The 25,094-nt window shown below is 43.1% G+C and carries 18 protein-coding genes and 1 pseudogene; 12 read left to right on the top strand and 7 right to left on the bottom strand.

The features are described from left to right. Positions 1–68: 68 nt before the first annotated feature. Complete coding sequence (locus tag AB4503_RS11010; protein WP_017060079.1) at positions 69–686, bottom strand: arylesterase; 618 nt, start codon at positions 684–686, stop codon at positions 69–71. Here AB4503_RS11010 and AB4503_RS11005 point away from each other — a divergent pair. From AB4503_RS11005 to AB4503_RS10995, 3 genes and pseudogenes are all read left to right on the top strand, one after another. Next, complete coding sequence (locus tag AB4503_RS11005) at positions 685–1,359, top strand: ABC transporter ATP-binding protein (RefSeq protein WP_017082262.1); 675 nt, start codon at positions 685–687, stop codon at positions 1,357–1,359. The two genes, AB4503_RS11010 and AB4503_RS11005, sit on opposite strands and share 2 nt — an antisense overlap. Position 1,360: 1 nt before the next feature. Continuing rightward, positions 1,361–3,798: pseudogene (locus tag AB4503_RS11000) on the top strand (ABC transporter permease). Between the two features lie 532 nt (positions 3,799–4,330). Continuing rightward, on the top strand, positions 4,331–5,785 hold the full coding sequence (locus AB4503_RS10995; RefSeq protein ID WP_017060081.1) for an FAD-dependent oxidoreductase: 1,455 nt from the start codon (positions 4,331–4,333) through the stop codon (positions 5,783–5,785). A 180-nt stretch (positions 5,786–5,965) separates the two neighbouring features. Here AB4503_RS10995 and AB4503_RS10990 read toward each other — a convergent pair whose 3' ends face one another. From AB4503_RS10990 to AB4503_RS10980, 3 genes are all read right to left on the bottom strand, one after another. Then, entirely contained in the window at positions 5,966–6,916 is a 951-nt protein-coding gene (locus tag AB4503_RS10990) for a biotin-dependent carboxyltransferase family protein (RefSeq protein WP_372114605.1), read from the bottom strand. Further along, complete coding sequence (locus tag AB4503_RS10985) at positions 6,909–7,661, bottom strand: allophanate hydrolase subunit 1 (protein WP_017060083.1); 753 nt, start codon at positions 7,659–7,661, stop codon at positions 6,909–6,911. Before AB4503_RS10985 ends, AB4503_RS10990 begins: the two co-directional genes overlap by 8 nt. A 135-nt stretch (positions 7,662–7,796) precedes the next feature. After that, positions 7,797–8,540, bottom strand: coding sequence for a 5-oxoprolinase subunit PxpA (locus tag AB4503_RS10980; RefSeq protein WP_017060084.1), 744 nt, complete (start codon positions 8,538–8,540; stop codon positions 7,797–7,799). Positions 8,541–8,710: 170 nt separating this feature from the next. Between AB4503_RS10980 and AB4503_RS10975 the strand changes: the two genes are divergently transcribed. The 4 genes from AB4503_RS10975 to galE all read left to right on the top strand — a co-directional run bounded on the left by AB4503_RS10975 (position 8,711) and on the right by galE (position 14,372). Continuing rightward, positions 8,711–10,774: a TonB-dependent receptor plug domain-containing protein gene (locus tag AB4503_RS10975; RefSeq protein WP_372114603.1), complete on the top strand. Its 2,064-nt coding sequence runs from the start codon at positions 8,711–8,713 to the stop codon at positions 10,772–10,774. After that, the gene (locus tag AB4503_RS10970) at positions 10,764–11,300 is read left to right on the top strand and encodes a YfiR family protein (RefSeq protein ID WP_372114602.1); all 537 of its coding nucleotides are present in this window, start codon (positions 10,764–10,766) and stop codon (positions 11,298–11,300) included. Before AB4503_RS10975 ends, AB4503_RS10970 begins: the two co-directional genes overlap by 11 nt. After that, entirely contained in the window at positions 11,300–13,276 is a 1,977-nt protein-coding gene (locus AB4503_RS10965) for a diguanylate cyclase domain-containing protein (RefSeq protein ID WP_372114601.1), read from the top strand. The genes AB4503_RS10970 and AB4503_RS10965 overlap by 1 nt, the downstream gene beginning before the upstream one ends. Before the next feature lie 82 nt (positions 13,277–13,358). Then, positions 13,359–14,372 carry a UDP-glucose 4-epimerase GalE gene (gene galE / locus AB4503_RS10960; protein ID WP_017060088.1) on the top strand — a complete coding sequence of 338 codons (1,014 nt, stop codon included), beginning with the start codon at positions 13,359–13,361 and terminating at the stop codon, positions 14,370–14,372. 358 nt (positions 14,373–14,730) lie between these two features. Here the strand turns inward: galE and AB4503_RS10955 are convergent, their stop codons facing one another. Continuing rightward, positions 14,731–16,863, bottom strand: coding sequence for a TonB-dependent hemoglobin/transferrin/lactoferrin family receptor (locus tag AB4503_RS10955; RefSeq protein ID WP_372114599.1), 2,133 nt, complete (start codon positions 16,861–16,863; stop codon positions 14,731–14,733). A 224-nt stretch (positions 16,864–17,087) separates the two neighbouring features. Between AB4503_RS10955 and AB4503_RS10950 the strand changes: the two genes are divergently transcribed. Then, positions 17,088–17,975 (top strand): LysR family transcriptional regulator, encoded by an 888-nt coding sequence (locus tag AB4503_RS10950; RefSeq protein ID WP_372073413.1) that lies wholly within the window; start codon positions 17,088–17,090, stop codon positions 17,973–17,975. Here AB4503_RS10950 and AB4503_RS10945 read toward each other — a convergent pair. Further along, positions 17,967–20,648 (bottom strand): bifunctional acetate--CoA ligase family protein/GNAT family N-acetyltransferase, encoded by a 2,682-nt coding sequence (locus AB4503_RS10945; RefSeq protein ID WP_017069918.1) that lies wholly within the window; start codon positions 20,646–20,648, stop codon positions 17,967–17,969. The two genes, AB4503_RS10950 and AB4503_RS10945, sit on opposite strands and share 9 nt — an antisense overlap. A gap of 216 nt (positions 20,649–20,864) precedes the next feature. Between AB4503_RS10945 and AB4503_RS10940 the strand changes: the two genes are divergently transcribed. Further along, positions 20,865–21,428 (top strand): SPOR domain-containing protein, encoded by a 564-nt coding sequence (locus AB4503_RS10940; RefSeq protein ID WP_017064585.1) that lies wholly within the window; start codon positions 20,865–20,867, stop codon positions 21,426–21,428. A gap of 179 nt (positions 21,429–21,607) precedes the next feature. Continuing rightward, a complete protein-coding gene (locus AB4503_RS10935; RefSeq protein ID WP_017064584.1) occupies positions 21,608–22,603 on the top strand; it encodes a D-alanine--D-alanine ligase in 996 nt (331 codons plus the stop codon). Between the two features lie 157 nt (positions 22,604–22,760). On the opposite strand, the gene AB4503_RS10930 is transcribed toward AB4503_RS10935, so the two are convergent. Further along, entirely contained in the window at positions 22,761–23,729 is a 969-nt protein-coding gene (locus AB4503_RS10930; protein ID WP_372114596.1) for a tyrosine-type recombinase/integrase, read from the bottom strand. Between the two features lie 100 nt (positions 23,730–23,829). On the opposite strand from AB4503_RS10930, the gene AB4503_RS10925 reads away from it, so the two are divergent. Together AB4503_RS10925 and yciH are read left to right on the top strand one after the other, a co-directional pair. Continuing rightward, entirely contained in the window at positions 23,830–24,198 is a 369-nt protein-coding gene (locus tag AB4503_RS10925; RefSeq protein WP_017060095.1) for a DUF3319 domain-containing protein, read from the top strand. A gap of 3 nt (positions 24,199–24,201) precedes the next feature. Continuing rightward, entirely contained in the window at positions 24,202–24,513 is a 312-nt protein-coding gene (gene yciH / locus AB4503_RS10920) for a stress response translation initiation inhibitor YciH (RefSeq protein WP_008221404.1), read from the top strand. Positions 24,514–25,094: the final 581 nt, after the last annotated feature.

The raw sequence follows: 25,094 nt of genomic DNA, 5'->3' as shown, positions 1-25,094 counted from the left end.
GTTCACTGTGATATGCACTCAGGCTAACGTAAAGCTGTGTAAAATTTATTGAGCTAGACCATTAAAACCTAAAGATACTGATATAATTCTTCGGCGACGAATTCAGCAATCCAAGGTTGAGCTTCTGGTTTTGGATGCAGTCCATCGTTCATCATCCACTCAGGTTTGAGGATGATATGCTCTAGGAAAAACGGCAAAAGTGGCACGTTTTGTTGATCAGCAAGCGCTGCAAAAACGTATTCAAACTGCTGGTTGTAACGCTTTCCGTAATTTGGTGGGATTTTAATCTGCATCATTATAGGTTTGGCGCCCGCAGCTTTTATCTGCTCAATGATCTGCTCAAGATTTGCAGACATCAGCTTAGGTGGGAAACCACGAAGTCCATCATTCGCACCAAGTTCGATAAGAACGGTGTCTGGAGCATGTTCTTCAAGCAATTGTGGTAGGCGGGCTAAACCATTGCCCGTTGTATCACCAGAAATACTCCCGTTAACCACGGTTACCGTTTTGTCATGCTTTGCTAACGCGTCTGGTAACAGGCTTGGCCAACTCTGTTTGATGTCCATGTTGTAACCAGCACTCAGGCTATCACCAAGGACCAGTAACTTAGAATCTAAGCGGGTATCTTGAGCCAAAGAAGCGGTTGAAAATAAAATAAAGAATAAAAAGGAAATTAGTCGAGTCATGCATACATCCATCATTAAAGCAGAAGCTGTTTCGAAGACAGTGTCTACTAATCAAGAACATTTAACAATCCTAGAGCACGTCGATATCGATATTCGTGAAGGCGAAACTGTCGCGATTGTCGGCACGTCTGGCGCGGGTAAATCGACCTTAATGACGCTGCTTGCTGGTCTTGATGTACCAACGAAAGGCGAAATCAGTTTATTAGGACAGCCACTTTCACAGCTTGATGACGAGGCAAGAGCGAAGATCCGCAGTGAATCGGTAGGGTTTGTATTTCAAAGCTTCTTGTTAATTCCAAGTCTTTCAGCGCTACAAAATGTCACGTTACCTTGTTTGTTAAAGGGAGAAGACGAAGACATCGAACGCGCGACTGCTCTGCTTGAATCAGTAGGCTTGGAAGACAGGCTTGATCACTTACCGTCGCAGCTATCTGGTGGTGAACAACAAAGGGTCGCGTTGGCGCGCGCATTTATGATTAAGCCAAAAATTCTTTTTGCCGATGAACCCACAGGCAACCTAGACCAACAAACGGCAGCCAAAATTGTTGAGTTGTTGTTTGAATTGAACTCATCCCACGGCACAACTTTAGTTTTGGTGACACACGATCCTAAGCTTGCACAACGTTGCCAAAGAACACTCAAGATGCATGTCGGTCAGATAGAGGAAGTCTAAATTGAATTCATCAAACGGACTGAATAAACGCCTGTTTTCATGGAGTATCGAAGAGATTCGACACGGCCAGTTGTGGCCAGTTTCAATCGCTTTAACGCTTATTATTGCTTGTGTATTTGCATTGTCGGCGTTGGCCGAACGTATGGAGCAGGTAATTGTTAAACAGGGCAAAGATGCGCTTACTGCTGATAGCGTGTTTATCTCAGCAAACCCAATTCCGCAATCCTTGTTAGACCTCACTCAAGTTGAACAATTAGAAAGATCTCAGTTGACTCGTTTTTCAACCATGGCATTCAGTGATAACTCAATGCAGTTAGTGACGGTAAAAGCAGTTGAAAGTAATTACCCATTACGCGGTGAAATGATCTTAGAGGGCGCTGATAAAGCATCAAGTAACCATGTTGAGCCGGGTGAACTTTGGCTAGACGAGCGTATATTTGCACAGTTAGAGGTTGAAATTGGTGACAATGTCACTATTGGTGATGCCGATTTAGCGATAACTGGAGAATCACTCAAGAACCAGGCTTAAGCTTTAACCCATTCCAACAAATGCCAGCTGTGCTGATTCATACAAGTGATATCGATGCCACGGGAGCGATTCAACCGGGCAGTCGCGTTAGCTTTAGATTGTTTTTAAATGGTGATGAATCGAAACTCAAAGCCGCACAAGACAGTATCGAACTGACACCAAGTGACCGCTGGCGTACACAAGACTCAGCCAGTCGTACCAACGACATGTTCGAAAGCACCACTCAATACTTATCACTAACGGTAGCTATCGTAGTGATCATGGCTGCGACCACTTTGGTACTCACTTGCCAACATTATGTTGCGAGTCGTCGTAAAACCATCGCGATGCTTAAGAGTTTAGGTGCAAGCAAGCAGTGGATCGTTAAATGGTTGTCTGTACAGGTATCTTTGTTAGTGGTTATCGGTGCAGTACTGGGAATAACCATCGGTATCGGCTTGGAGTTTTTGCTTCGTATACCTCTGGGCGACTTATTACCAACGCCACTTCCTAGCTATGGTATTGAACCTGCAATCTTGGCGATTTTATCAAGCATCCTAATTGGTGTTCCTGCTCTTGGTATCCCGTTAATTGGCTTGGTCAACACCTCGGCAATCAGCGTTATCCAATCAAGTCACCAGTCCAATGAAAGCTACAAGAAATATTTGTTGTTACTGGTACCGATTATTCCAATGATGCTGATGTATGGCGACAATCTATTGGTATGGATAGTTTTAGCGGGTATCGCTTGCCTGTTCTTAGTGCTTGCGGTCGTCAGTACGCTTGTTCTGCGTTTAGTTAGTAAGTTGCCGACATCGACATCGATGCGTTTGGCATTGAGTCGAATTAATCGCACACCTTTAGCAACTGGGATTCAATTTGGCTCTTTAGCGCTTTCACTGATGTTGCTGTCTATCATCTGGTTGGTAAGAAGTGATTTACTGTCAGATTGGCAACAAACCTTACCCGAGAACGCACCGAATGCGTTTGCACTTAACATTGCAAGCTATGAGAAAGACAGTTATCTCGAGACGATTGATGCAAACGAAGTAGAGCGTACTCAAGCGTTTCCAATTATCCGAGGACGACTGACGACGATAAACGGTGTCGAAGCATCGGAATACAGTGATACCTCTGGAGAAACAGACGCACTAAGCCGTGAGATCAACTTCACTTGGGGAGATAGCTTACCTAAGTACAATGAAGTATTAGAAGGCAGCTGGACACAAGAGCATGGCGTATCTGTAGAATCGGATGTCGCGGAGCAACTGGATCTAAAGATTGGCGATGAGCTGTCATTCACAATCAACAGCCAGAATGTTTATGCCAAGGTGAATAGCATCCGCAAAGTCGAGTGGCGAGAAATGAAGCCGAACTTCTACTTCATTTTTACTCCAGATGTCTTGAGTTCAATCCCTTCTACTTGGCTAGTGAGCTTCAGATTAGAAGAACAACACAATCAGATGCTCAACGAACTCTCTCGAAATCATCCAACCGTGAGTTTGATGGATATTCGTAAGATGGGTAGCAAGATCCAAGAGTTGCTTAAGCAGATTGTTTGGTCGATTACCGTACTTGCGGCGTTAGGTGTGGTGGCGGGGCTGTTGCTTATCTTCACTCTATTGCGATTGAGCTTATCTCAAAGACAACAAGAGATACGCTTGTATCGAACATTAGGCGCGAGTAAGAAGCGAATTCTCAATACTATTTGGTGTGAGTACGGTTTAATGGCGTTAGTCGCAGGCTCAATTGCAGCCCTTGGTTCTGAGCTCAGCGTGGCAGGAGTGATGAACTTTGGTTTTGAGTTACAACCTTCACTTCACCCGATGTTGTGGATAGCGCTACCGGTGCTAACGTTCATCACATTAGCCGCGGTAGTGAATAGCTTAATCAAACGTTTGTTGGCACCAGTAAACAAGGATTTTGGCTAGTCGTTAGCGAGATCTAGCCAAGCGCTTAAAACGGTCTAAAAGTGAGATTATTTATACTTAGTCATGCACTATTTATAATACGTCGCTTTAGACCGTTTTTTATTTAACCAACCGGTAGCATAAGTAAAAAATATCGCACCTTAGATTCCACTGTTTTTAGCATTTTTTAAAACTAATTACCCAATAATGCCGATTTAATGAACAGCGGTTAGTCCCTGTAAACAAAGGGTTTGCGCAACTTAGCAAGAACGTTATCAACAGTTATCCACAAAAACGGTGGATAACTTTAGGGATAAGTTAACCGCTATGTTTTAAGAGTACTGAGGCAGCCTTTATGTGGCGTCACTTAGGACAAATTTGACTGTTAGAATAACCTTTAAAACCCTATCTGGAGTTATTGAGTCAAGAGATTATTTATGTTTTTTACATAGATATTAAATCCCGCCTATCTAAGACCTTGATAAAAATGTGTTTTAATTCATCGCAGAACAAAAGTAGAATAGAGGCAGTTAATCTTATTCTACAGAACACGATGAACCACAACAAAACGGATACAAATCAACCTTCTATTGCCATTGTTGGTGGTGGTATTGCCGGAACAACGAGCGCGATTCACTTTAGTGAGTTGGGTTTTAAGGTCACTATCTTAGAAAAAGGGCCGAGTTTGGTTAATGGTCCACCAATTTGCCACCTGCACGCTGGCGGCAATTTGTATCGAGATATTTCTGTAGAGCAGTGTCTTCAATTGCTCACACAGTCAATTGATACCGTCCGCTTATTCCCTCATACGATCAATATTCGTCCGACAATCATCGCCGTTCCGCACAGTGATGGTGGAGAGCCGTTGGATCTGCTTCCTCGTCTCAAGATAATCAAAAGCGCTTATGCCGATCTTGTTAAACAAGATAAAAGCAACCAAGTGCTCGGTGATCCGGAAGAGTATTATAAGCTGTACAGCAAAGAAGATTTATTAGCACTTTCTGCGAAAACACAGCCTCTGAAACCAACATCGCTTGATGATTGGTGTATTCCTTTCGCCAAGCATACGGATTTAGAGACCCTAAAGTATCCTGTTGCGATGGTCCAAGAGTATGGCTGGAGCGTATTCCGACTTTCTGCGACCGCTCAACTCTCTTTGGGGCAACAAGCTAACTGTACTGTGTTAACCAACAGCCGATTACAATCTGTTGAGTCGACAGGTCAAGGTTGGTCTTTGACTTATACCGATGCCGAAAACCAAAGCTGCCAACTAACGACCGATTACTTGATTAATGCGAGTGGGTTTGAAACGGGTATCGTAGATGACTTTGTTGGCTCTAAGCAGCAAAGACTTGTTGAGTTTAAAGCTGCATACGTTACAGAGTGGCCATATTCGCAAGAATGTAAGGAAGAGTGGCCAGAAGTTATCTTCCATGGCCCGAGAGGCACACCGCAAGGCATGGCGCAATTAACGCCGTATGCTGATGGTGTGTTCCAACTTCACGGCATGACAGAAGGGATTACTCTGTTTGAGGGTGGGCTTGTTTCATCGTCAACAGACTCGTCACAGCCACAGTTGCCTTCGAAGCTGCTTAAGAAAATCGTATCGGGTTGGAGTGAAGATCAGCTTGAATTAAGAACTCGCGCGGCAATAACGCATATGTCTCAGTTCATCCCAAGTTTCAGTTCTGCATTGGTCGGTGGTAAACCTTTGTTTGGTGCACAACAGATTCCGGGAACCGATCCAAGCTTAAGAGCTTCAGACGTTTCATTCTGTGGGGATCGCTATGCTCGACTTGAAGTAGTAAAAGCTTCTTCAACATTAGAAGCGGCACAAAAGGTCGCTGAGCAATGGTTTGATGTATCAGAGGCGGCATCTATTGAAGACACACACTCAGTGACAATGTCACTTAATCTAAATGATATTGAAAACAGAGCGATAGATTTGACACAAGAACGTGGATACCCAGAAGCGCTTGCCAAGGTGTCAGGTCAAGATCACGCTTAATAGCCTATAATTAGTCTATCATCATCGACTGCGTTTAATTTCTTCAATTCGGCTTACTGTAATAGGTAAGCCGAATCTTCATTTCAACATCTGCTTAGATACCGAACCTCATCTAAATGACATCTTCCTAGTTGATTATTCTCAGCTACATAGCATTTATCACATAACACATCGCAAAAACTAATAGCCGAAAAACTGAGCCCATTGGCACCAAACATCTTGTAAGCCCAAGCGATCGCCCTTGCTGAACGATATCGCATGTCCAGGTTTTGCTTGCGCCAAGCGTGGTAAATCGATTCTGGCGACACATCCTATCTTCGGATAACCACCTATGGTCTGTCTATCATTAAGCAGCACGATAGGCTGTCCATCTTGTGGAATTTGAATCGCACCTAGGGCAATGCCTTCTGACAATAGCGAAATGTCAGGCGAGTCTACGGGCTCGCCACTGAGTCGATAACCCATCCGATTAGAGTTTTGGTCAACGTGATACTGCGCGTTATACAAAATCTCTCTTGCTGACTCGGAGAATAGCTCGCTTTGATAGCCTTCAATCACTCGTAGGTTCACGGGTAGATTGTAATCAGGCGTGTATCGGAAGGTAACACTCAACGCTTTAAATGAATGTGATAGTTGGTGCTGGGTAAAAGCGATTTGTTGCCCTTGTTGGCATGGCTCTCCATCTTGCGTTAATCCACCAATCTTTTCACGAGTGACTGTAGAGCAGCTATCAAGAGTTGATGGAACATCGAAACCGCCCTTAATGGCTAAATACGCCCTTAGACCATTTTTAGGCAAACCAAATGAGAGAACTTGCCCCTTAAAAGCTTGAAAAGTGCTCCAGTTAGCCTGTGGTTTACCATCGAGTTTCGCTTGTAAATCACCCCCGCATAGTGCCATCTCGCAATCAAAATCGATTCTCAACGCACATTGCCCAAGCGTGACTTCCAACGCCGCTTGGTTGACTGGGTTGCCCAATAGATGGTTAGCCCAGCTATAAGAGTAGTCATCAACCGGTCCACCTTGCGTTAATCCAAGATGAGCAACACCAAATCGCCCAAAGTCTTGAATCAAACTCAACGGGCCGGGCTTAATCACTGTCAGTGTTGGTTTAGTTTTTGTCTTAGCCATTTACGATGCCTCCACCCAACTCTACAAATTCTTTTTTTGAAATCGCTATGAAACGGACGGTATCACCAACATTAAGCAGAGACAGTGGTCTTTGCGTGATATCGGCGTTCTTCAACTGGCTATGATCGAACAACGGAAGTGGGCAATTGCCAATAATATTCCAACCGCCCGGTGAATCCGAAGGGTACACAGCTGTTTTCGTATCCGCGATGGCGATACTGCCTTTGGGCACAATTAAGCGGGGTGTGGAGTGACGGGGCAAGGCAAGCTCATTAACCACATCCGACATAAAGGCAAAGCCAGGCGTAAACCCAATCGCACTGACGCTGTATGTCTGTGAGGTGTGATGTTGAATTATCTGGTCGAGCGACAGGCCTTTGTTTTGATATCGGTCTAAATCGAGCGCTGTTTCTGGTGAGTAATAGGCAGGAAGCTCAATCGTATCGCGAGTTTTACTAACACTAGAAAAGGACGACAGAGCATGACTCAACAAATTATTGAGCTGTTCAATGAGCTGCTGTTCTGATATTCGATAAGGGAGGTAGTCGACCAATATTGTTTGGTAAGCCGGTGTCACATTCATCAACACCGATGCTAAGTTTTGGCGAATGGCATCGGAAAAGTGAGCTATGTATTGCGCATATTCGGCGCTAGATTGATTATTTGAAGGCGATAGCGTCAAGGTCACCAAAACGCTGCATTCCGCGACTGGCGCTATATTGAATTCAATCTGATTCGTCGTCATTTCGTTTCCATACGTTTGTTATCTTGCCTTTTTTTAGCTTACTTGGCGTGTCTCACTTCCGTGTCCAAGCCAATACAAGTCAATTAGATCTCACGAGCGATTAGACCATGCGTTATACCAATCACACGCTTCATACTAATTAAAAGCGTTGAGGTCTTGTCTGATTTTTCTAATTAATGCGATGGATTGAGGGTTATCACCATGAACACAGATAGTATCGGCTTCAATAGGCAGTCTTTCGCCCTCTAAAGTCGTAACCGAGCCATAGTTAATGATTTGCATAACTTGGTTATAGATATCGTCTTGATTGACGTAAACCGAGCCTTTTTGAGTACGTGGCGCTAATTGTCCGTTATTTAAATAAGCACGGTCGGCAAACGCTTCAAACAAGAGAGGCAAGTCATGGTCGTCAGCAATATCCAAATACTGTTGATTGTCTGATGAAGAGAGAATCATCAACGGGATGTTAAACTCAGCGACGGCTTGGGCTACCGCATTGAACACATCAATGTTTGCCATCATATCGTTATAAAGAGCGCCATGAGGTTTCACATAGCCAACAGTGGTATGGTGATAGCGGCAAAGGGCTTGTAATGCACCGACTTGATAACAAACCAGCTCACTGATTTCGTCCATGGTGTGTGGAATAGAACGGCGACCAAAACCAACGAGATCTTGATAACCGGGATGAGCACCAATTTGGGTGTGATAGTGCTGCGCCAGTTTTATCGTCTTGGACATAACGTGCGGATCAGACGCGTGGAAGCCACAAGCGATGTTTGCCATATCGACCCATTCCATGACCGACTCGTCATCGCCCATCTTCCAATTGCCGAAACTTTCTCCCATGTCGCAATTAAGCAAAATCTTCGTTGTCACGTGGTGCTAATCCTTTACGTTGAGGTAAGTAATGACGGTCTTATAAATACCATAAATAAACAGTGACCTAACTCAAACTTTCGACACCGTAGATTTACCAGTATGGCATTTCATATATAGTTGAACTATTGATTAAAGGATTAATATCTATCTGTATATTAGGTGAGCACATGATATCCCGCCAGGTTTGCTTAGGACTAGCATTAACGATACCTGTTTTTGTCTCTGCTCAAGAAAACTCTCTAGACCAGCTCATGTCGATGAGCCTTGAAGAGTTGTCTATGTTAGATGTCGAAATGGAAACGGCTTCGAAAGTGACACAAAAACTTACCGATATTCCTTCATCGGTTTATGTACTTTCTAATGAGCGAATTCAACGCAGTGGGGCTAAAACCATTGCGGAAGTGCTGACGCTAGTACCGGGCCTCAAAGTGACCAAGTTTAACGAGACCTCGTGGTTTGTTTCGACGCGCGGCTTTCATGATGGGCTGTATAACAAAATGCTCGTGATGATGGATGGACGAAGCTTATTTAGCCCAGTCTATGGCGGCACGTATTGGAGCGATGTTGACTATATACTTGCCGATATCGAACGCATCGAAGTATTAAAAGGCCCCGGCGGAACGATTTGGGGAGGCAATGCGGTTAATGGTGTGGTGAATATCATTACTAAGTCTGCCAATGAGACTCAGGGGACGTATCTCTCTGGTGTCGCCTCTAATACTGATAATTACGAGTTTAGTGTTCGTCAGGGTTTAAGCCTGAATGACGATGTGAATGCGCGTGCATTCTATAAGTACCGAGAAGAACCCACGTATCGCACAAACGAATCTGAAAAATGGAAAGCGCAAACGGCTGGGATGGTGTTTCAACCAAGTAATACTGAAGAAAACTGGTCATTACGTATTGGTGGTGAGAAAAGCTTTTATGAGTCGGAACTCTATACGTTCCAATATGATAACTCAGGCTCGTTTGTCGGTTCACAAGCCAATGATTTTGATAACAAGAGCCAATCTGCTTACGTTCAATTTAACGACTCTCGTCACTTTACTGAAAGTTCGACACTCTCGTATTCGCTATGGGGTGAATATAATGAGGATAACGCGCCAGACGCCCCGGGAAGTTATTCCACAATCGATTTTGACTCGACCTATATCAACCAACTATCTGCAAAGCATCAGATGACACTCGGTGGTGGCCTGCGATATATGTATCTTGATTTCTCGTCTAGCCAAGTTTCGGACGTTGATTGGTACAATCCCGATTACGAAGGTCGAGCCTACAATATCCAATCTGCCAACGATTATATTGCGAACGCTTTTATACAGTCTCAAATTCAAATGACGGAAGCGCTATCGATTACTATTGGTGCCAAGGTTGAACACTTTACACAGAATGACTCAACAGAACTTTCACCTCAACTGCGTGGCTTGTATAAGTTAACTCAACGTCACTCCGTGTGGGCGGGGCTTAGCCGTGCGGTTGTTGCGCCATCTTATATGGATTCAAACTCTACATACTACTTCAACAGTTATAATACCGATTCAAACGACAGTTATTTGGATGTCTATAAATCAAACTCGAACCTTGAAATAGAGGACGTCATAACGGCTGAAATGGGTTATCGCTACTCAAACAATTCAAATTTCGAACTCGATGCAACGATTTATCTGAGTGAACATGACAACCTTCGCTTTCACAGCTATGACCCGAATGATATCCCTGCGAATCATGTCTATGTCGGTGCGTTGTCTGATGATTATAAAGCAAAAACTTATGGCTTAGAGTTAGGCGCGAGTTACCAACTCACCGCAGGTTTAGCCAGTTACCTGAGTTACGCCTATACGACATTGGAAGGTGAGAATAAAGGTGATGACCTGAAATCTAGTCCTCAAACGAGTGTTTATTACGATATTGATAATGAACATTTAGCCACGGCACAGTTGATGTGGAATATCACCGAAAGTTGGCAATTCGATGTGATAGGCCAGTACATTAATGTGAATTACCCAGACTATTGGGTAGCAGGCGATGGCACTCAATATAAATGGCAGTCTTACCCACATGAAATAACCTTTGATGCGCGTCTCGCATGGAAAAAATCGTCCGCAGCACCTTTAATTGAAGTGGTTGTTGAAAATATAGGTAAGAGTGACGGCTATCAAGCTGAATTCACATCTCAGAAAAGCGTCAATCAAGAATCGGTGTATGTGAGGATCTCTCATGAATTCTAAATGGCTTAAGCACCGCATTAAGCTCGGCTTATCTAAACTAGGCTTAGCGGCTTTAACGATGCTTATTGTGCCGTTGAACACCTCAGCTGCTAGCTTCAAACCTTATGAAGTGAAAGCGGTGTACATTTTTAGAATTGCGAATTTTATACGTTGGAATGATGAAAGCTCAATGAACGCTGTGAACTTTTGTGTGATTGGCGATGAAAAGGTAAGCCAAGTGCTAACGTCAATTACCGAGGGGAAATCTATTCGTTCGCTCGCTATCCGAGTTCAACAGTCGATTACTTCTAAGTGTGATATTACGTATTTGTCTGACCGTAAAAATGACCAATTTCTTAGTCAAGAGCACTCGCCACATACTGTGACAATCAGTGATATCCCTAACTTTACGGACTTAGGTGGAATCATTGAACTCACGCACATCGATAATAAGCTCAAACCTAAGATCAATCTAGAGAACGCAAGGCGCGGTGACTACGTCATTGGCTCGAACCTGTTACGAATCGCTATAGTGGAGGGCCAATAATGTTGTCTTTCATTAATAACATATCGATTAAAAACAAGCTGATATTACCCATTATCATCTTCATCGCAGTCACTTTTGTAACGATCCAATCGGTAAATTACACTGTCACGTTTGAGGGAGAGAAAGAGAGTCTTATTCAGCGTGTTAAAGTGCTAGCACAAGGTGTTGCTTATAACTTGCAAGCCGCGATTTTATTTGAAGACAAGTCATCGGCTCAGGAAATATTGTCAGCTTTCGTCGCAGATAAAGATATTGTTAGAGTGAAGCTCTATGACATCAACGAACAGCTTTTTGCCAGCTATCAGGTGAGCAACGCTCTGGTTCCAAGGCCAAACGCAGAAGAATTAGACGATATCGCCGATCATCAATTTGCCATCTCTGAGCATTTCATCTTCTTGCTCGTTCCAGTGACACTGGATGGCGCAGTGATCGCGAACTTGAGAGTAACAATATCGAAAGAGACGTTTAATTCGATCTTAACGAATATTTTCAAGGTTGCGGTCGTCTACCTGTTGTTTCTGGTGATGTTAGGCGGAGTAGTGGTCAAATTGGTGCAACGCTTGATTATCGAACCGATGTTTGACCTCAATGAGGCGATGCAAGCCTTTGTTGAGCGTCGTTCGAAGCAGCCTAAATTAGTCGTAACGAACCGCGATGAAATCGGCGATCTGGTTCGAGCTTTCAATACCATGTTAGAAAGGCTTCAACATCGCGATAACCAAATCAATTTTACGTTAGACAAGTTACAAGAAGAAAAATCATTCGCAAATGAGGTCATTGAAACCGTTCAGCACTCTTTGTTGGTGGTGGATGAAAAAGGGCTCATTCTTCATGCGAACGCAGCTACTCGGGATATTTTTAAATGCTCGGAAGCCTTTCTTGAGAATTTGTTGATCCAAGAGTTGATCGCGACCAAGCAAACGGGTTACTTACAAGATGTTATTGATGCCAATATTGAACTTAATGACGAATTGCTGGAAACCACCGATCTCTTTCAATCAAAACGCTGGCTTCGTGTGAGCAGTCGTTCTTTGACAAAACATGGTCGTATTCTTTATGCAATCCAAGATGTCACCGACATAGAAACGGCCATGAGTCGCCAACGTATTGCTGCGGGTGTTTTCGAAAACAGTAAAGACGGCTTGATCGTGCTCAACTCGTCCAATGTGATAACCATGGTTAACCCGGCGATAACACAACTTCTCGGTTATCACTCTGATCTGCTGGTGGGCAAAACACCATTTGAAGTATTTTCGTGGCAGCAATTTCCATCATTGATGCCGACAATTCGCAGTTCGTTAGACAACTATGGTCAATGGCAAGGCGAAGTGTGGGAGAAAAGCGCGTCCGGCACGTTAGTTCCAATGTTTGTCAAAGTGAATCGAATTGCCTCAGACAACGAGAAAGACGAGTTTGATATGGTATTAACGCTGTCTGATTTATCCAACGTTAAAGAGATGGAAAGACTCGAACACTTGGCTCATCACGATGCATTAACCGGGTTAGCGAATAGAGCGCAGCTGTATAAGGTTATGGATGATGTTGTCACGTCGAGCCACTATTCAAATCAGCATTTTGCGGTTATTTACTTGGATTTGGATGGCTTCAAAGAAGTGAATGACAACTATGGTCACGATGCGGGTGACGAAATCCTTAAAGAAGTGTCAAACCGGTTATTATCTCAGGTAAGAGCGGGGGATTTGGTTGCACGTTTGTCGGGTGATGAATTTGTTCTTATTATTAAACAGACAAACAAAGTCTTATTAGCGAAGTTAGCCGAGCGATTGTTGGATCTGATCGGGCAAGAAGTGAATTATAAACAGCGTTCACTTCATGTTGGGGCGAGCTTAGGTATCAATTTAGTTGATGGCTCAGAGCGTGATATTGACGTGATTCTAAAGGTTGCTGATGAGGCTATGTACCAAGCGAAACGCAAAGGAAAAGGTCAGTTTGTGTTCGCTCGTGAGGGTAAATAGGCACCGGTGTTTGTGAGCTCACCCTAAGTTGTTGTATCATAAGTGATAGGTTGAATATTTTTAATTAAAAGGTCTGCTAAGCATGAATGTTTTAGTTACAGGTGGCATGGGTTACATTGGTAGCCATACAAGTATCCAGATGATCAACGCAGGTATGACACCTGTACTTTTTGATAGCTTGTACAACAGCAAACCAAGCGTTCTAGAGCGCATCGAAAAAGTCTCGGGCGTTCGTCCCAACTTCATTGAAGGTGACGTTCGTGATAAAGCGCTTTTGACTGAAACTATGAAGCAACACAACATCGAAGCGGTTATCCATTTTGCTGGTCTGAAAGCCGTCGGAGAGTCTGTGGAAAAGCCTCTTGAATACTACGACAACAACGTAAACGGCACTTTAGTTCTTGTTGATGCAATGCGTGATGCGGGTGTAAAAACCTTGGTATTTAGCTCTTCAGCAACGGTATACGGTGATCCTGCAAGTGTGCCAATTACTGAAGACTTCCCAACAAGCGCTACCAACCCATATGGTCGTAGTAAACTAATGGTTGAAGAGTGTTTAACCGATTTCCAAAAAGCCAATCCTGATTGGAGCATTACACTGCTGCGTTACTTTAACCCTGTAGGTTCACATCCAAGTGGTGAGCTAGGTGAAGACCCGCAAGGTATCCCAAATAACCTAATGCCATTTGTCTCTCAAGTAGCAGTGGGCCGCCGTGAATTCCTATCTGTATTTGGTAGCGATTATCCAACAAAAGACGGGACTGGCGTTCGCGATTACATCCACGTAATGGATCTGTCTGATGGCCACATCGCAGCGCTTGAGAAAGTAGGGTGCAAAGACGGTCTTCATATCTACAACCTTGGTACGGGTAACGGTTCAAGTGTGTTAGACATGGTTAAAGCATTCGAACAAGCAAGCGGTAAAGAGATCCCTTACAAGCTAGTTGAACGCCGTCCTGGTGACATCGCAGAGTGTTGGGCAGATCCAGCTAAAGCTCAGAAAGAACTGGGCTGGAATGCAAGCCGCACATTGGCTGAAATGACCGAAGATACATGGCGCTGGCAGTCAACAAACCCGAATGGATTCCCTGGTTAACCTAGTGGTTTCGTGAATGATTCAAAAATTAAAAGATGCTTTCGGGCATCTTTTTTGATCTTAATCGAATAAAAAGTAAATTAGTGGTTAAAAAGTATCATTCTGTATCCGCTGTGTTATTATGCTCGCGAATTATATGTTTAATGTTAATTTTCTTTGGAGTTAATCATGGAACTAGGCCTAATCATCACTTTCATCGTTGCTGCTGCAGTAATGGTTAAAAAAGAGATGGCAGAGAAGTAATTTCACTTATTACCTTTTTTATACAATTTTTTAGTGAAATAAATTAAAAGCCAGCAATTAAGCTGGCTTTTTAGTTTCTGCTGTATCAGATTCTGTCGTTAAGTTTTCTAACGAGTTAGAATTCGTATTTAGCTGTAATTGACCAGTTACGACCTGCTTGCGTGTAATCTTTATCTTCTTGTGAGAATCCACGAACGTCATTCCACGAGTAGTACTCTTCATCCGTAACGTTGAAGAGACCTGCTCTAAGCGTAAGATCCTTCATCGGCAAGTAGTATGCTGTTAGGTCAACTACAGTTGCTGAATCAATTGGTAGAATTTCATCATTCAAACCATCGCTGTTGATATCACTAGACTTCTTACCTGCTGTGTAGCTTATGTTAAGTGATGTACCCCATAGTGCTGAAGGAGCATCATAGTTAAAACCAACGACAGCGTTCCAAGGGTTTACACTGTTAAGAGGATTACCTTCGCCATCTTCACCTTCAGTATACGTTGCAGAAACACGAGTACTAACACCTTTCACTGGCATGAAGCTATTCCAAGACTGTGTATTTGACGCTTCGATACCTTTAATTATGGCTTCATCAATGTTTACATTCTGATATATTGTTGGATCGGCCGGAGTGGCTGAGCCACTAACTGCTACGTTATCAATAAAGTTATCATAATCGCTGTAGAAGATAGCGATTTCGCTTGATGAATAATTTGTGTTATGACGCCAACCTAACTCGTATGAAATACTTTCTTCAGCTTCTAAGTCAGGGTTAGGGGCATTCAAATAACCGTGAGCAGGATTACCAAATGAGTAGTAAAGCTCTTGGAAATCAGGAGCTCTAAAGCCTTGGCTGATTTGACCGAAGATCTTATTTTCATCATTAAGCGTGTAAGTTGTACCCAAACGTCCGGTAACAGCTGAGTCTGAATATTTTGCATAAGACTCTTCTGGGTTACCACTTGGGTTTTGACTTGTATCACCTGGATCAGTTTCAAAACCATCAAAACGAACACCCGGAGTAATCATCCAATTTCCGATCGTCATTTCATTTTGAGCAAAGAATCCATATTTTCTTTCAGATGCGGCAGGGATGTAGAAAATAACTTGGTCTGCGCTGATGGAGTTATATTCGTTATTAACGTTTTTAATGTCTTTGTCCGAATATGAAGCGCCATAGATAAAGTAGTTTTCTACATTACCCGTCATGAAGAACTTATCGAATTGCACATCAAATTGATAACCTTCATCCTCGTATATATAGTCCTTTTTCTGAACATTACCTGCCGGAGGTAGGAACATACCGCCATTAGAAGTACGATTAGTTACGCCATTCTCTTCTTTGCTCAGCCAGTCAGCTTGCCAAGTAATAGTATCTGCAAACGCTAGGTCTGCATCCCAAATATGTTTGATACCGATTTGCTGTTGGCTAGTTGTGTCTTCGCCAGTGTAGTCGGTGTAACTTGCACTATTTAAATCGGTATCACCAGAATTCTCAATGAAGTTACCAGAAAACTCTAAACGGTGTTGTTCGTTTAATTGGTACTGAAGCTTAACCAACAAGTTGTTGTTCTGAGTATCTTGCTCATCAGGTGTACCAAAGTTATCAGTTTGCTCACCGTCTCTGCGAGTATAAGCAACTAACGTTTCTAGGTCGCCAATACGATTTGCTAAAGCAACCGATTCGCTAAAGGTATTATCAGATGAAGAGTAGTTGAACTTCGCGTGGCCACCGAAGTCTTTGTCTTTTAAAAAGTCACTCGGGTCTTTTGTTTCGAACGCAGCAATACCACCAATCGCGTCAGAACCATACAGAGAAGAAGCCGCACCTTTAACAATCTCGACAGACTTCAACATATCCGTATCGACATCAATGCGTGAAGAGTTAATGAAGTTATATGACTGAGTACCACTTGGAGTAAATTGGCTAGTTTGTGATACTCCATCAACGATAACCTTTACTCGGTTACCTTCCATACCACGAATGTTAATACCTTGAATCCCTTGGCGAGAATTCGTAGTCACCGTGACACCTGGTGTGTACTTAAATAAGTCTTCTACATCCGTAACCATGTTTTTTTCGATATCTTTATCGTTAATCACAGTTACCGACGCAGCAACATCTTCAAGTTGTTGATTAGTACGAGTCGAAGATACAACAACCTCGTCAAATAGGGCATAATCTTCAGCAAAGGCTGATGTTGATGAAAGCGCTAAAACGATTGAAGCAGAGAGCAGGGATTGCTTATACATCTGATAGTTACCTTAGTTCCATAGTATTATCTTGATTTGCGAAATATAATATTGGATCTAAATGATAATTACTATTATTTGCATTTAAATAATTTTCAATTTTATCAACTAACTCATAATTAATACTCTTAAATATCTGTATTAAAAAGACTTTTACAGTTCCATTTACAGTCTGAATGCTTCTGTTTTTGTGATTCAAGTCTCATTTATAAAGTAGGAAAGCTATGCATAGTCCAATAACACTTGAAGCGTTACACATCCTAGACGCCATCGACCGACGTGGAAGTTTCGCCGCCGCGGCCAATGAAATGGACAGAGCGCCTTCATCACTCAGCTATCAAATACAGAAGCTTGAACAAGATCTAGACATCATGATTTTTGACCGCTCAGGCCACCGTGCAAATTTCACGGAAGCGGGTCAGTTGATACTTGAGCAAGGTAGAATCATTCTTGGAGCTACAGAACGTCTTGTTAACGAGGCAAGCATTCTAGCCAATGGTTGGGAGCTCGATTTGACCATCGCCTTTGATGGCATTATCCCGATTGCTAACTTTTTCCCACTGGTAGATGAACTAGGAAAAATCAGTAAAACACGCGTTCGTTTGCAAGAGGAAATCTTAGCGGGTTGTTGGGAATCTCTCACAGATGGTCGTGCTGACTTATTGGTATGCCCTAAGCTCGATACAATTCCAAACGATATGAAAAGTGACGTAATTGGTAAAATGGAGATGGTGTGGGTCGCGGCATCAAGCCACTATGTTCACAAGCGTTCTGGTGAATTCGATCAGAAGGCGAGAGAAAGTTACAGGGTTATTGCCATTGCAGACACCGCACGCGATCAGCCAGCACTAAGCATCAATATTCTAGAGAAACAGCCACGTTTAACCGTGACAAGCTTTCCTGCGAAAGTAGAGGCTTTGACATCAGGACTAGGGATTGGCACCTTACCGAATAGTGTCGCTAAACCTTTGATTGAATCTGGCGTACTACAGCAGATCTCCGGTACAGAACCACAACCGATCGATATTGTTATGGCTTGGCGACGCAACAAAATGGGCGACGCCAAGTCTTGGTGTATCCAACATCTTAAAAAGACATGGGCGTTAAAGTAACGGTAACACCATATCTGCAGTACCATCTTCAAAACTGATATCTAGCTTAAAACCGAGCTTTTGAGCTAGTGTCAGCATCCCTCTATTGGTTGGCATCGTCATACCCGACATCTGCTTGGTCTGCTTCGCACGGCAGTAATCGATAACCTTGGTCATAAGAATGCGACCTAGACCAACACCTTTAAGGTCAGAACGAATCAATATTGCGAATTCGGCGTCTGTGTTCTCAGGGTTAATCAGCGCACGGGACACGCCGATGATCGCTGGAACGCCTTGTTCCTCGCGAACGACCACAAAGGCGATTTCTCTATCGAAATCAATCTGAGTGAAATTCGCCAACGCCTCATGATTGAATTCACCGACATCACTAAAGAAACGCTTATAGAGATCTTCCTTAGACACACGGTTAATGAAGTCAGCATGAAGCGGTTCATCTTCGGGAAGAATAGGGCGTAACAACACTTCGGTTCCATCTTTTAGCTGGATACGTTCTTCAAGCTCGACCGGATAAGGGCGAATCGCAAGACGTTCCTGTGGATCGCCTTCGTACGCTTTCAAGATGATATCGGCATCTAATATCGTGAACTTGTCACCATTGGCCAGTACTGGATGGATATCCAAATCATGTATTTCAGGGCAATCCACTACCATTTGCGATATACGTACCAATAACTCAGACAAACCTTCTATATCGATGGGGTTAGGGAGTTTTTGTAGACGAATCTTGCCGCTTTTTATCGCTCGAATAATCAAGTAACGCGCCAGTGTCATGTTGAGCGGTGGAAAAGCAGCTGCGGCATCAATCGACTCATCCCACTCCGAACCACCTTGTCCAAGTAATATGATTGGGCCGAAGGTTTCGTCTGTTGTAACCTTAATACGCAACTCTTGGCCGCCCGCGAGCTTAGCCATACCTTGAATTAACAAGCCGTGGATGTTTGCTGTAGGGAAGGATAATTGAGAACGATCGAGAATTGCCTGAGCCGCATTGGCAACTTCACTGCTGTTTCGCAAATTGAGCATCACGCCTTGTACGTCTGACTTATGTGCAATATCCGGCGAACGTAATTTTACTGCGACGGGATAACCGATCGTTTCAGCGATGTGTACCGCTTCACTTGGGTCAGAAGCGATCCAAGTTGGTAACACATCGAGGTTGAAGCTCTTGAAAAACTGACTGTTTTGGTGAGTATCAAGGCTAACTGTATCTTTATCCAGTAGTTTTCTTTCTATCCAACCTTTCGCATCTGCTAGATCTTCAATGTGTACTTTTTCTGCAGTGGTCGGCGTTTCCATTAACTGACGTTGGTTACGTCTGTACTCGACTAAGTGCATGAATGCGACCACAGAGCTTTCAGGGGTCCGATAAGTTGGGAAACCCGCTTCGGTAAACAGCTTTCGTGCGGGCCTTGCTGTTAGCTCACCAGACCAATTCGTCAGGATGTTAAAGCGCTTGTGGCGAGGGTGCTTCTTAATCGCTTCAATAATTCGTTCTGCCGTTTTAGCGGAATGTGCGACCGCTGAAGGGCTGTGCATGATAAGAATCGCGTCTGCTTCATCGCCATCGAGTAAGATGTTTATAGTGTCGATATAACGTTGATCACCAGCGTCGCCGACAATATCGATAGGATTGCTATGAGACCAACTCGATGGCAAAACCTTGTTCAACTTATCAAGTGTCTCTTCTGAAAACTCTGCGAGCTTACCACCGCGGTCAAATAGGGTGTCCACAGCCATAATCGCAGGGCCGCCACCATTAGTAACAATAGCCAAGCGCTCGCCTCGCAATGGTACTGAATGAGTCAGTGTTTCTACCGCAGCAAACAGTTCATGTAAGTTCTTAACTCGTAGCATGCCGCTGCGTCGGATTGCGGAATCATAAATAATATCTAATGTGTCGGCACCGCCAGTGTGAGCCATTGCTGCGGCTCTGCCTTTCGCCGTTCGACCGCCTTTCAACACCAAAATTCGTCGGTTACGCGAAGCCGCACGCGCTGCAGAAATAAAGCGCCTCGCATCAGTAATGCTGTCTACATAAAGCAATATCGCTTCGGTGTGAGAGTCGGTACTGAGATAATCCAATAACTCCGAGAATTCGATATCGCTACCATTGCCTATAGAGATAAACGCCGAAAAACCGATCTCTTTGTCATTAGCCCAATCGAGAATAGTGGTACACACAGCTGCCGACTGAGAAACAAAGGCGATCTTACCGGGTAATGCTGTCACTGGAGAGAATGAGGCGTTCAAATTTAACCAAGGAACAATCACCCCCAAACTATTGGAACCCAACACTCGAATGTTGTGCTTTTTGGCAATCGCTAGGCATCGTTCATCATACGTCTCACCATTATCGCTTTCTTGCTGCATGTCTGAAGAAAGCACAATGACAGAGGCTATACCTTTCTCAGCCAGTTCTTCAAAAATAGCGACATTACGGGTCGCATTGGTACACAAGATTGCGAGGTCAGGAACAATCGGTAACGACAAAATGTTCTTGTAAGAAAGCACACCGGCCACTGAATCATATTTCGGCGTAACCGGCATCACCGCACCTTTAAAATCCCCATGCAACAAATTGTTCATAACAATATATCCTGCGCGTGTTTCTCGTTGAGAAGCACCAACAACAGCGATTGAACGGGGTTTAAGTAGGGGATCAAGATGATTCATAGACATATCCTAGCAATGCACGTAAGTTCATCGTAACTTACTTTGCACTCACAGGTTGATGGCAAATTCACCGAATTCAGATGAATAAGCAAACACTGCATAAAGTTTGTGAAATAGGTCACCCACTAATGGTGTATAATCCCAAAGTTAACTTGATTCTAAACCGACGTATCGGCATGATTTATAGTAATTATTATTAAGGATATAGAGCTTTCCATGAAAAAATTTGCAATTGTGACTTTGCCACTGCTCTTGGCTGCGTGTGTATCTGACGACTACGTTACCAATGTCACTTCAGATAGTTATCAAGAAGAGTACAAGACGGCCAAAGTTGAAGCTCCAGTTGTATCTCAATCTGAGCAAACAGGCGTTGTTGAAGAAAACGTTGTCAACGTGATCAGAACTGAACCTGTTGAACAGAAAGTCACTCAAACGACTAAAGCTAAGCCAGTTGCAGTAGTGACAGGACCAACGAAGAAACAACAAGACATGAACCAGCGTTTTGGTTACACAGTTCAAGTTGTTGCTGTTGGCAGCCAAAGTAAAGTCGATTCTTTCGTGAAAATGCTACCTACGACTTCTCAGCCAGTTTGGGAAAACTACAAAATGGTTAACGGCACTAAGTGGTTCACGGTACTTTATGGTGACTACGCAACACGCTTAGAAGCTAAAAAGGCAATCTCAACACTGCCGAACACTTTCCAAAACTTGAAGCCGTTCGTTAAGAGCATTGATGACATCAAGAACTCTGAATACCCAACGCTTAACAAGTTGAACTAAGTTTTGATTCATAAAGAAGGGGCAAATGCTCCTTCTTTTGTTTTAAGACTCGCTGTTTTGTTTAATAGTTAATCGCTCGATCTTTCGAACGCAATTTTAACAATCAAAACACTGTACCTATCTCGACTTTTGTTTATCATTGAAGTCAGTACTCCTAGTTTCAAGGACCGAATTTACCCATGAACACCACAAACATCCTTCTACTTTGCGGCGGTGGATCTTCAGAGCATGAAGTATCTTTAGTTTCAGCCAATTACCTTTTTGAACAACTTAATAGCGTTGCAGATTTTAACGTTGTAAGAGTTGAAATTAAGAACGAAGGCTGGTGTCTTGATTCAGGTGAATTGGTTTATCTTGATATTAACGACCAAACCTTACGCGGTGACAATTTAGCATCTAAAGTCGATTTCATTGTGCCTTGCATACACGGTTTCCCAGGTGAAACAGGTGACATTCAATCACTGTTTGAAATGGCTAAAATTCCATACCTAGGTTGTGGTCCAGAAGCAAGCAACAACAGCTTTAACAAAATCACGTCAAAGCTTTGGTACGACGCACTTGGTATTCCAAACACGCCGTACCTGTTCTTATCAGACAACAATGATCAAGCTCACTCACAAGCAACTCAAGCATTTGAAAAGTGGGGTAAAGTGTTTGTGAAAGCGGCTCGTCAAGGTTCTTCTGTAGGTTGTTACCAAGTTAACCAAGTAGAAGATTTAAGCGAGGCTATCAACAAGGCGTTCACTTTCTCGGACCAAGTATTGGTTGAGAAATCAGTGGTGCCTAGAGAGCTAGAAATTGCTGCTTATGAAATCGATGGCGAGCTACACATCAGCAAGCCGGGTGAGGTGATTGCACCGAATGGCGCATTTTACTCTTACGAAGAGAAGTACAGTGCAGACAGCCACTCGATCACTGAAGTTGAAGCAAGTAATTTAACTGACGAACAGCGTGAATTGATTGCAGACAGCGCACGAAAAGTCTTCACCCAGATGAAGCTTCGTCACTTGTCTCGTATCGACTTCTTTTTAACGCAAGACAACGAGATCTACCTGAACGAAGTCAACACCTTCCCAGGTATGACGCCAATCTCCATGTTCCCTAAAATGGTTGAGCATGACGGCCACAAATTCAGCCAGTTCTTAGAAAACTGCGTGAGAACAAGCCTTTCTTAGGTTTCTAACTCGTTTTCGTTCACTTAGAGCTGAACCCAAAAGTGCCTTAAGCTTTCGCCAAGGCACTTTTTGTTTTTAAAGCTAGCCGTTTTTTACGAATCTATCATTTAGCCACAACTTATATCCAAGTAACAATATCCAAGTAATTACGAACCGTTTATTGCCAAGGTATTAGCGCCTTAAACTTCATCTTCTCACTCTCAGCCGTTCCCGTGAAACCCACATATTGGGCTGGCATGGCAGGGCTAAGCCAGCGACCAAAGTCCTGAATCTCTCTAACCTTAAGACCTTGTTTCGACAACTCTTGTGCAGCACCAACACGAATCGAATTTCCAGAGAAATGGTGATTTTCTGGCAGTTGAAGTAAGTCGCTAGCTCTTCTCAATATCCTATAGATGGACGAATCATCTAAAGGCTGCAAACCAATATTCTCATGCTTGTCTATCGCACGAAATACTGGCAACTCATCTTGTATACCAGTAAACGAAAGCCAACGTTGAAGTGCAACACTGGCTATTTGTGACAACTGATAAGCCGAATCTTTGACTGTTACTTGGTAATGATCTTCAACGTACTCAACATCACTCATCGATAACAACTTAAGCTCTGAGCGCTTTAAAGCACACTCGAACATCACGTTATAAATAGCAATGTCTCTGATCTCTTTCAGGTTTGCTTTCTCATGGGAGAGTAACGTATTCAAATCAGTGAGATGCACAGATGTCATAGCATTGGTTTGTTTAGCGTCACCGGCCATTTGAGATTGTAAGTGGAGTAGGGTAAAGCGAACTTGCCTGTGCTTGATCGGGTTAGCAAAGCTCAACACAGTATGTAACATGCTAAGCGTTGCAGTGTAACGTTTTAGCGATGCGTATTTTCTATCGTTAGACTCCGTTTCAAGAAAACGACGAACAGCGGTTATAGATGCGGGAAGTGTGTTAATACGATGTTTGGTACAGAACGCATGATAGCGATTCCAATCACTGTAAATGCCCAACAGTGAATTGCAAGAGTATTGAAATCCTGTCAACTCATCTATAATTTCTATTGTCGCGTTGCTGTTTAATTTTTCAATAAATGAATTAATTATCACAGAGTCAGTTAAAATAGGGACTTTTTTTCTCAAATTACCATACCTCGACAGGTGTTTTTACCATATTATGCTTGATATCATTATTAGTATACTTATGATTAATGCAGTGAAAACAGAAAGATGATTAATAGATATGGCTAATTCAATTTACCGAAGCGTCCATCTTCAATCGATAGATGCTAACAACACAGTTTGGCGTGCTAAGTTAAAAAACAACGTTATTCAGGGCAACCTAGCTGCCGTGAAAAAGAGTATTGATTGGTGGATTGATACCGCATCTATTATTGATCCAAAAGAATTCATGTCATTAAATAAGTCGAGAGGAACTGGTGGCTCGACTGAAAACTTCAACGGCTACCAAATCAAGAATGACACCGGTGAGCCTAATGCGTGGTATTGCATGTTTAACGGTCGCTTAATCAAAGGCGGCAAGGTTGCAATCCAACGCCATATAGAAGCTTACTTACTCGCAAAACAAAAAGCAGAGCAACAAAAGAAGTAAATTATGAGCCTAGTATATTCAACAGAAACAGGTCGCATTAAGCCTGAAGAAGAGAAAGTCCAACGTCCTAAAGGCGATGGTATCGTTCGAATCCAAAAAGAAACCAAAGGCCGTAAAGGCAAAGGCGTTTCTGTCGTAACTGGCTTAGACCTAGATGACGCACCATTAAAACTAATGGCAGCAGAACTCAAGAAAGTTTGCGGCTGCGGTGGCTCAGTAAAAGATGGCAACATCGAAATTCAAGGTGACGCGCGCGACAAGATCAAAGCGCACCTTGAAAAGAAAGGCTACAAAGTTAAATTTGCTGGCGGTTAATCTCTAACTAATACCAGGGTTAAAATCGAAGATTATTATCACTGGTTATTAGGTATTTTATGGTAAATAGCCAGTTTGGTTAAATACACAGTATAAATTAGAGAATATCGGCACAATACAAAGGCAGGGCATCACACAAAGATACCTGCCTTATAAACATCAAAATCCATTTAACATAACGTACATAATACGCACTGATACTGTAAGACCCAGATAGTAATGTCACTATTTTCCAAAGCTATCCTTATCATCGTTTCCCCTTAAACCCTTAATACAACTGGTGCCTCAAGCATATTGAGTTCACCAGCATTCTCTAAATGCTCTTTTAACCCAACCATTATATGTGTGGCCAACATCTACATGATTCGTTTACACAAGGCAGATCAACGAGAACATTTGTTCTGTCTGTCTGACTTACATCTTCTTGTACTCATGATTCAGCGCGCTGTGTGTAAACCTTGTGGGCATTGCTGTCGTTTCTTTTTCAGATTTCACACACGCCACCGTGTTTCTTGTTGGCTACACGCGTTGAATTCTGTTTTGGGTTATCCACTAAGCCAGTTAAGTTTTCTCACACGAGC

Origin of the sequence: Vibrio sp. 10N.222.55.B11 (assembly GCF_041473705.1) — a bacterium.
Taxonomy (GTDB): domain Bacteria; phylum Pseudomonadota; class Gammaproteobacteria; order Enterobacterales; family Vibrionaceae; genus Vibrio; species Vibrio crassostreae_C.
This window is presented reverse-complemented; position numbering and strand designations above follow the sequence as displayed.

What these genes read in the sequence shown, in the direction of transcription:
- AB4503_RS10990 (WP_372114605.1), bottom strand. Translation starts at nt 6,916, where the DNA reads ATGGCTAAGACAAAAACTAAACCAACACTGACAGTGATTAAGCCCGGC.
- AB4503_RS10995 (WP_017060081.1), top strand. Translation starts at nt 4,331, where the DNA reads ATGAACCACAACAAAACGGATACAAATCAACCTTCTATTGCCATTGTT.
- AB4503_RS10975 (WP_372114603.1), top strand. Translation starts at nt 8,711, where the DNA reads ATGATATCCCGCCAGGTTTGCTTAGGACTAGCATTAACGATACCTGTT.
- AB4503_RS10925 (WP_017060095.1), top strand. Translation starts at nt 23,830, where the DNA reads ATGGCTAATTCAATTTACCGAAGCGTCCATCTTCAATCGATAGATGCT.
- AB4503_RS10945 (WP_017069918.1), bottom strand. Translation starts at nt 20,648, where the DNA reads ATGAATCATCTTGATCCCCTACTTAAACCCCGTTCAATCGCTGTTGTT.
- AB4503_RS11005 (WP_017082262.1), top strand. Translation starts at nt 685, where the DNA reads ATGCATACATCCATCATTAAAGCAGAAGCTGTTTCGAAGACAGTGTCT.
- AB4503_RS10935 (WP_017064584.1), top strand. Translation starts at nt 21,608, where the DNA reads ATGAACACCACAAACATCCTTCTACTTTGCGGCGGTGGATCTTCAGAG.
- AB4503_RS10955 (WP_372114599.1), bottom strand. Translation starts at nt 16,863, where the DNA reads ATGTATAAGCAATCCCTGCTCTCTGCTTCAATCGTTTTAGCGCTTTCA.
- AB4503_RS10965 (WP_372114601.1), top strand. Translation starts at nt 11,300, where the DNA reads ATGTTGTCTTTCATTAATAACATATCGATTAAAAACAAGCTGATATTA.
- yciH (WP_008221404.1), top strand. Translation starts at nt 24,202, where the DNA reads ATGAGCCTAGTATATTCAACAGAAACAGGTCGCATTAAGCCTGAAGAA.
- AB4503_RS10985 (WP_017060083.1), bottom strand. Translation starts at nt 7,661, where the DNA reads ATGACGACGAATCAGATTGAATTCAATATAGCGCCAGTCGCGGAATGC.
- AB4503_RS10940 (WP_017064585.1), top strand. Translation starts at nt 20,865, where the DNA reads ATGAAAAAATTTGCAATTGTGACTTTGCCACTGCTCTTGGCTGCGTGT.
- AB4503_RS11010 (WP_017060079.1), bottom strand. Translation starts at nt 686, where the DNA reads ATGACTCGACTAATTTCCTTTTTATTCTTTATTTTATTTTCAACCGCT.
- AB4503_RS10950 (WP_372073413.1), top strand. Translation starts at nt 17,088, where the DNA reads ATGCATAGTCCAATAACACTTGAAGCGTTACACATCCTAGACGCCATC.
- galE (WP_017060088.1), top strand. Translation starts at nt 13,359, where the DNA reads ATGAATGTTTTAGTTACAGGTGGCATGGGTTACATTGGTAGCCATACA.
- AB4503_RS10970 (WP_372114602.1), top strand. Translation starts at nt 10,764, where the DNA reads ATGAATTCTAAATGGCTTAAGCACCGCATTAAGCTCGGCTTATCTAAA.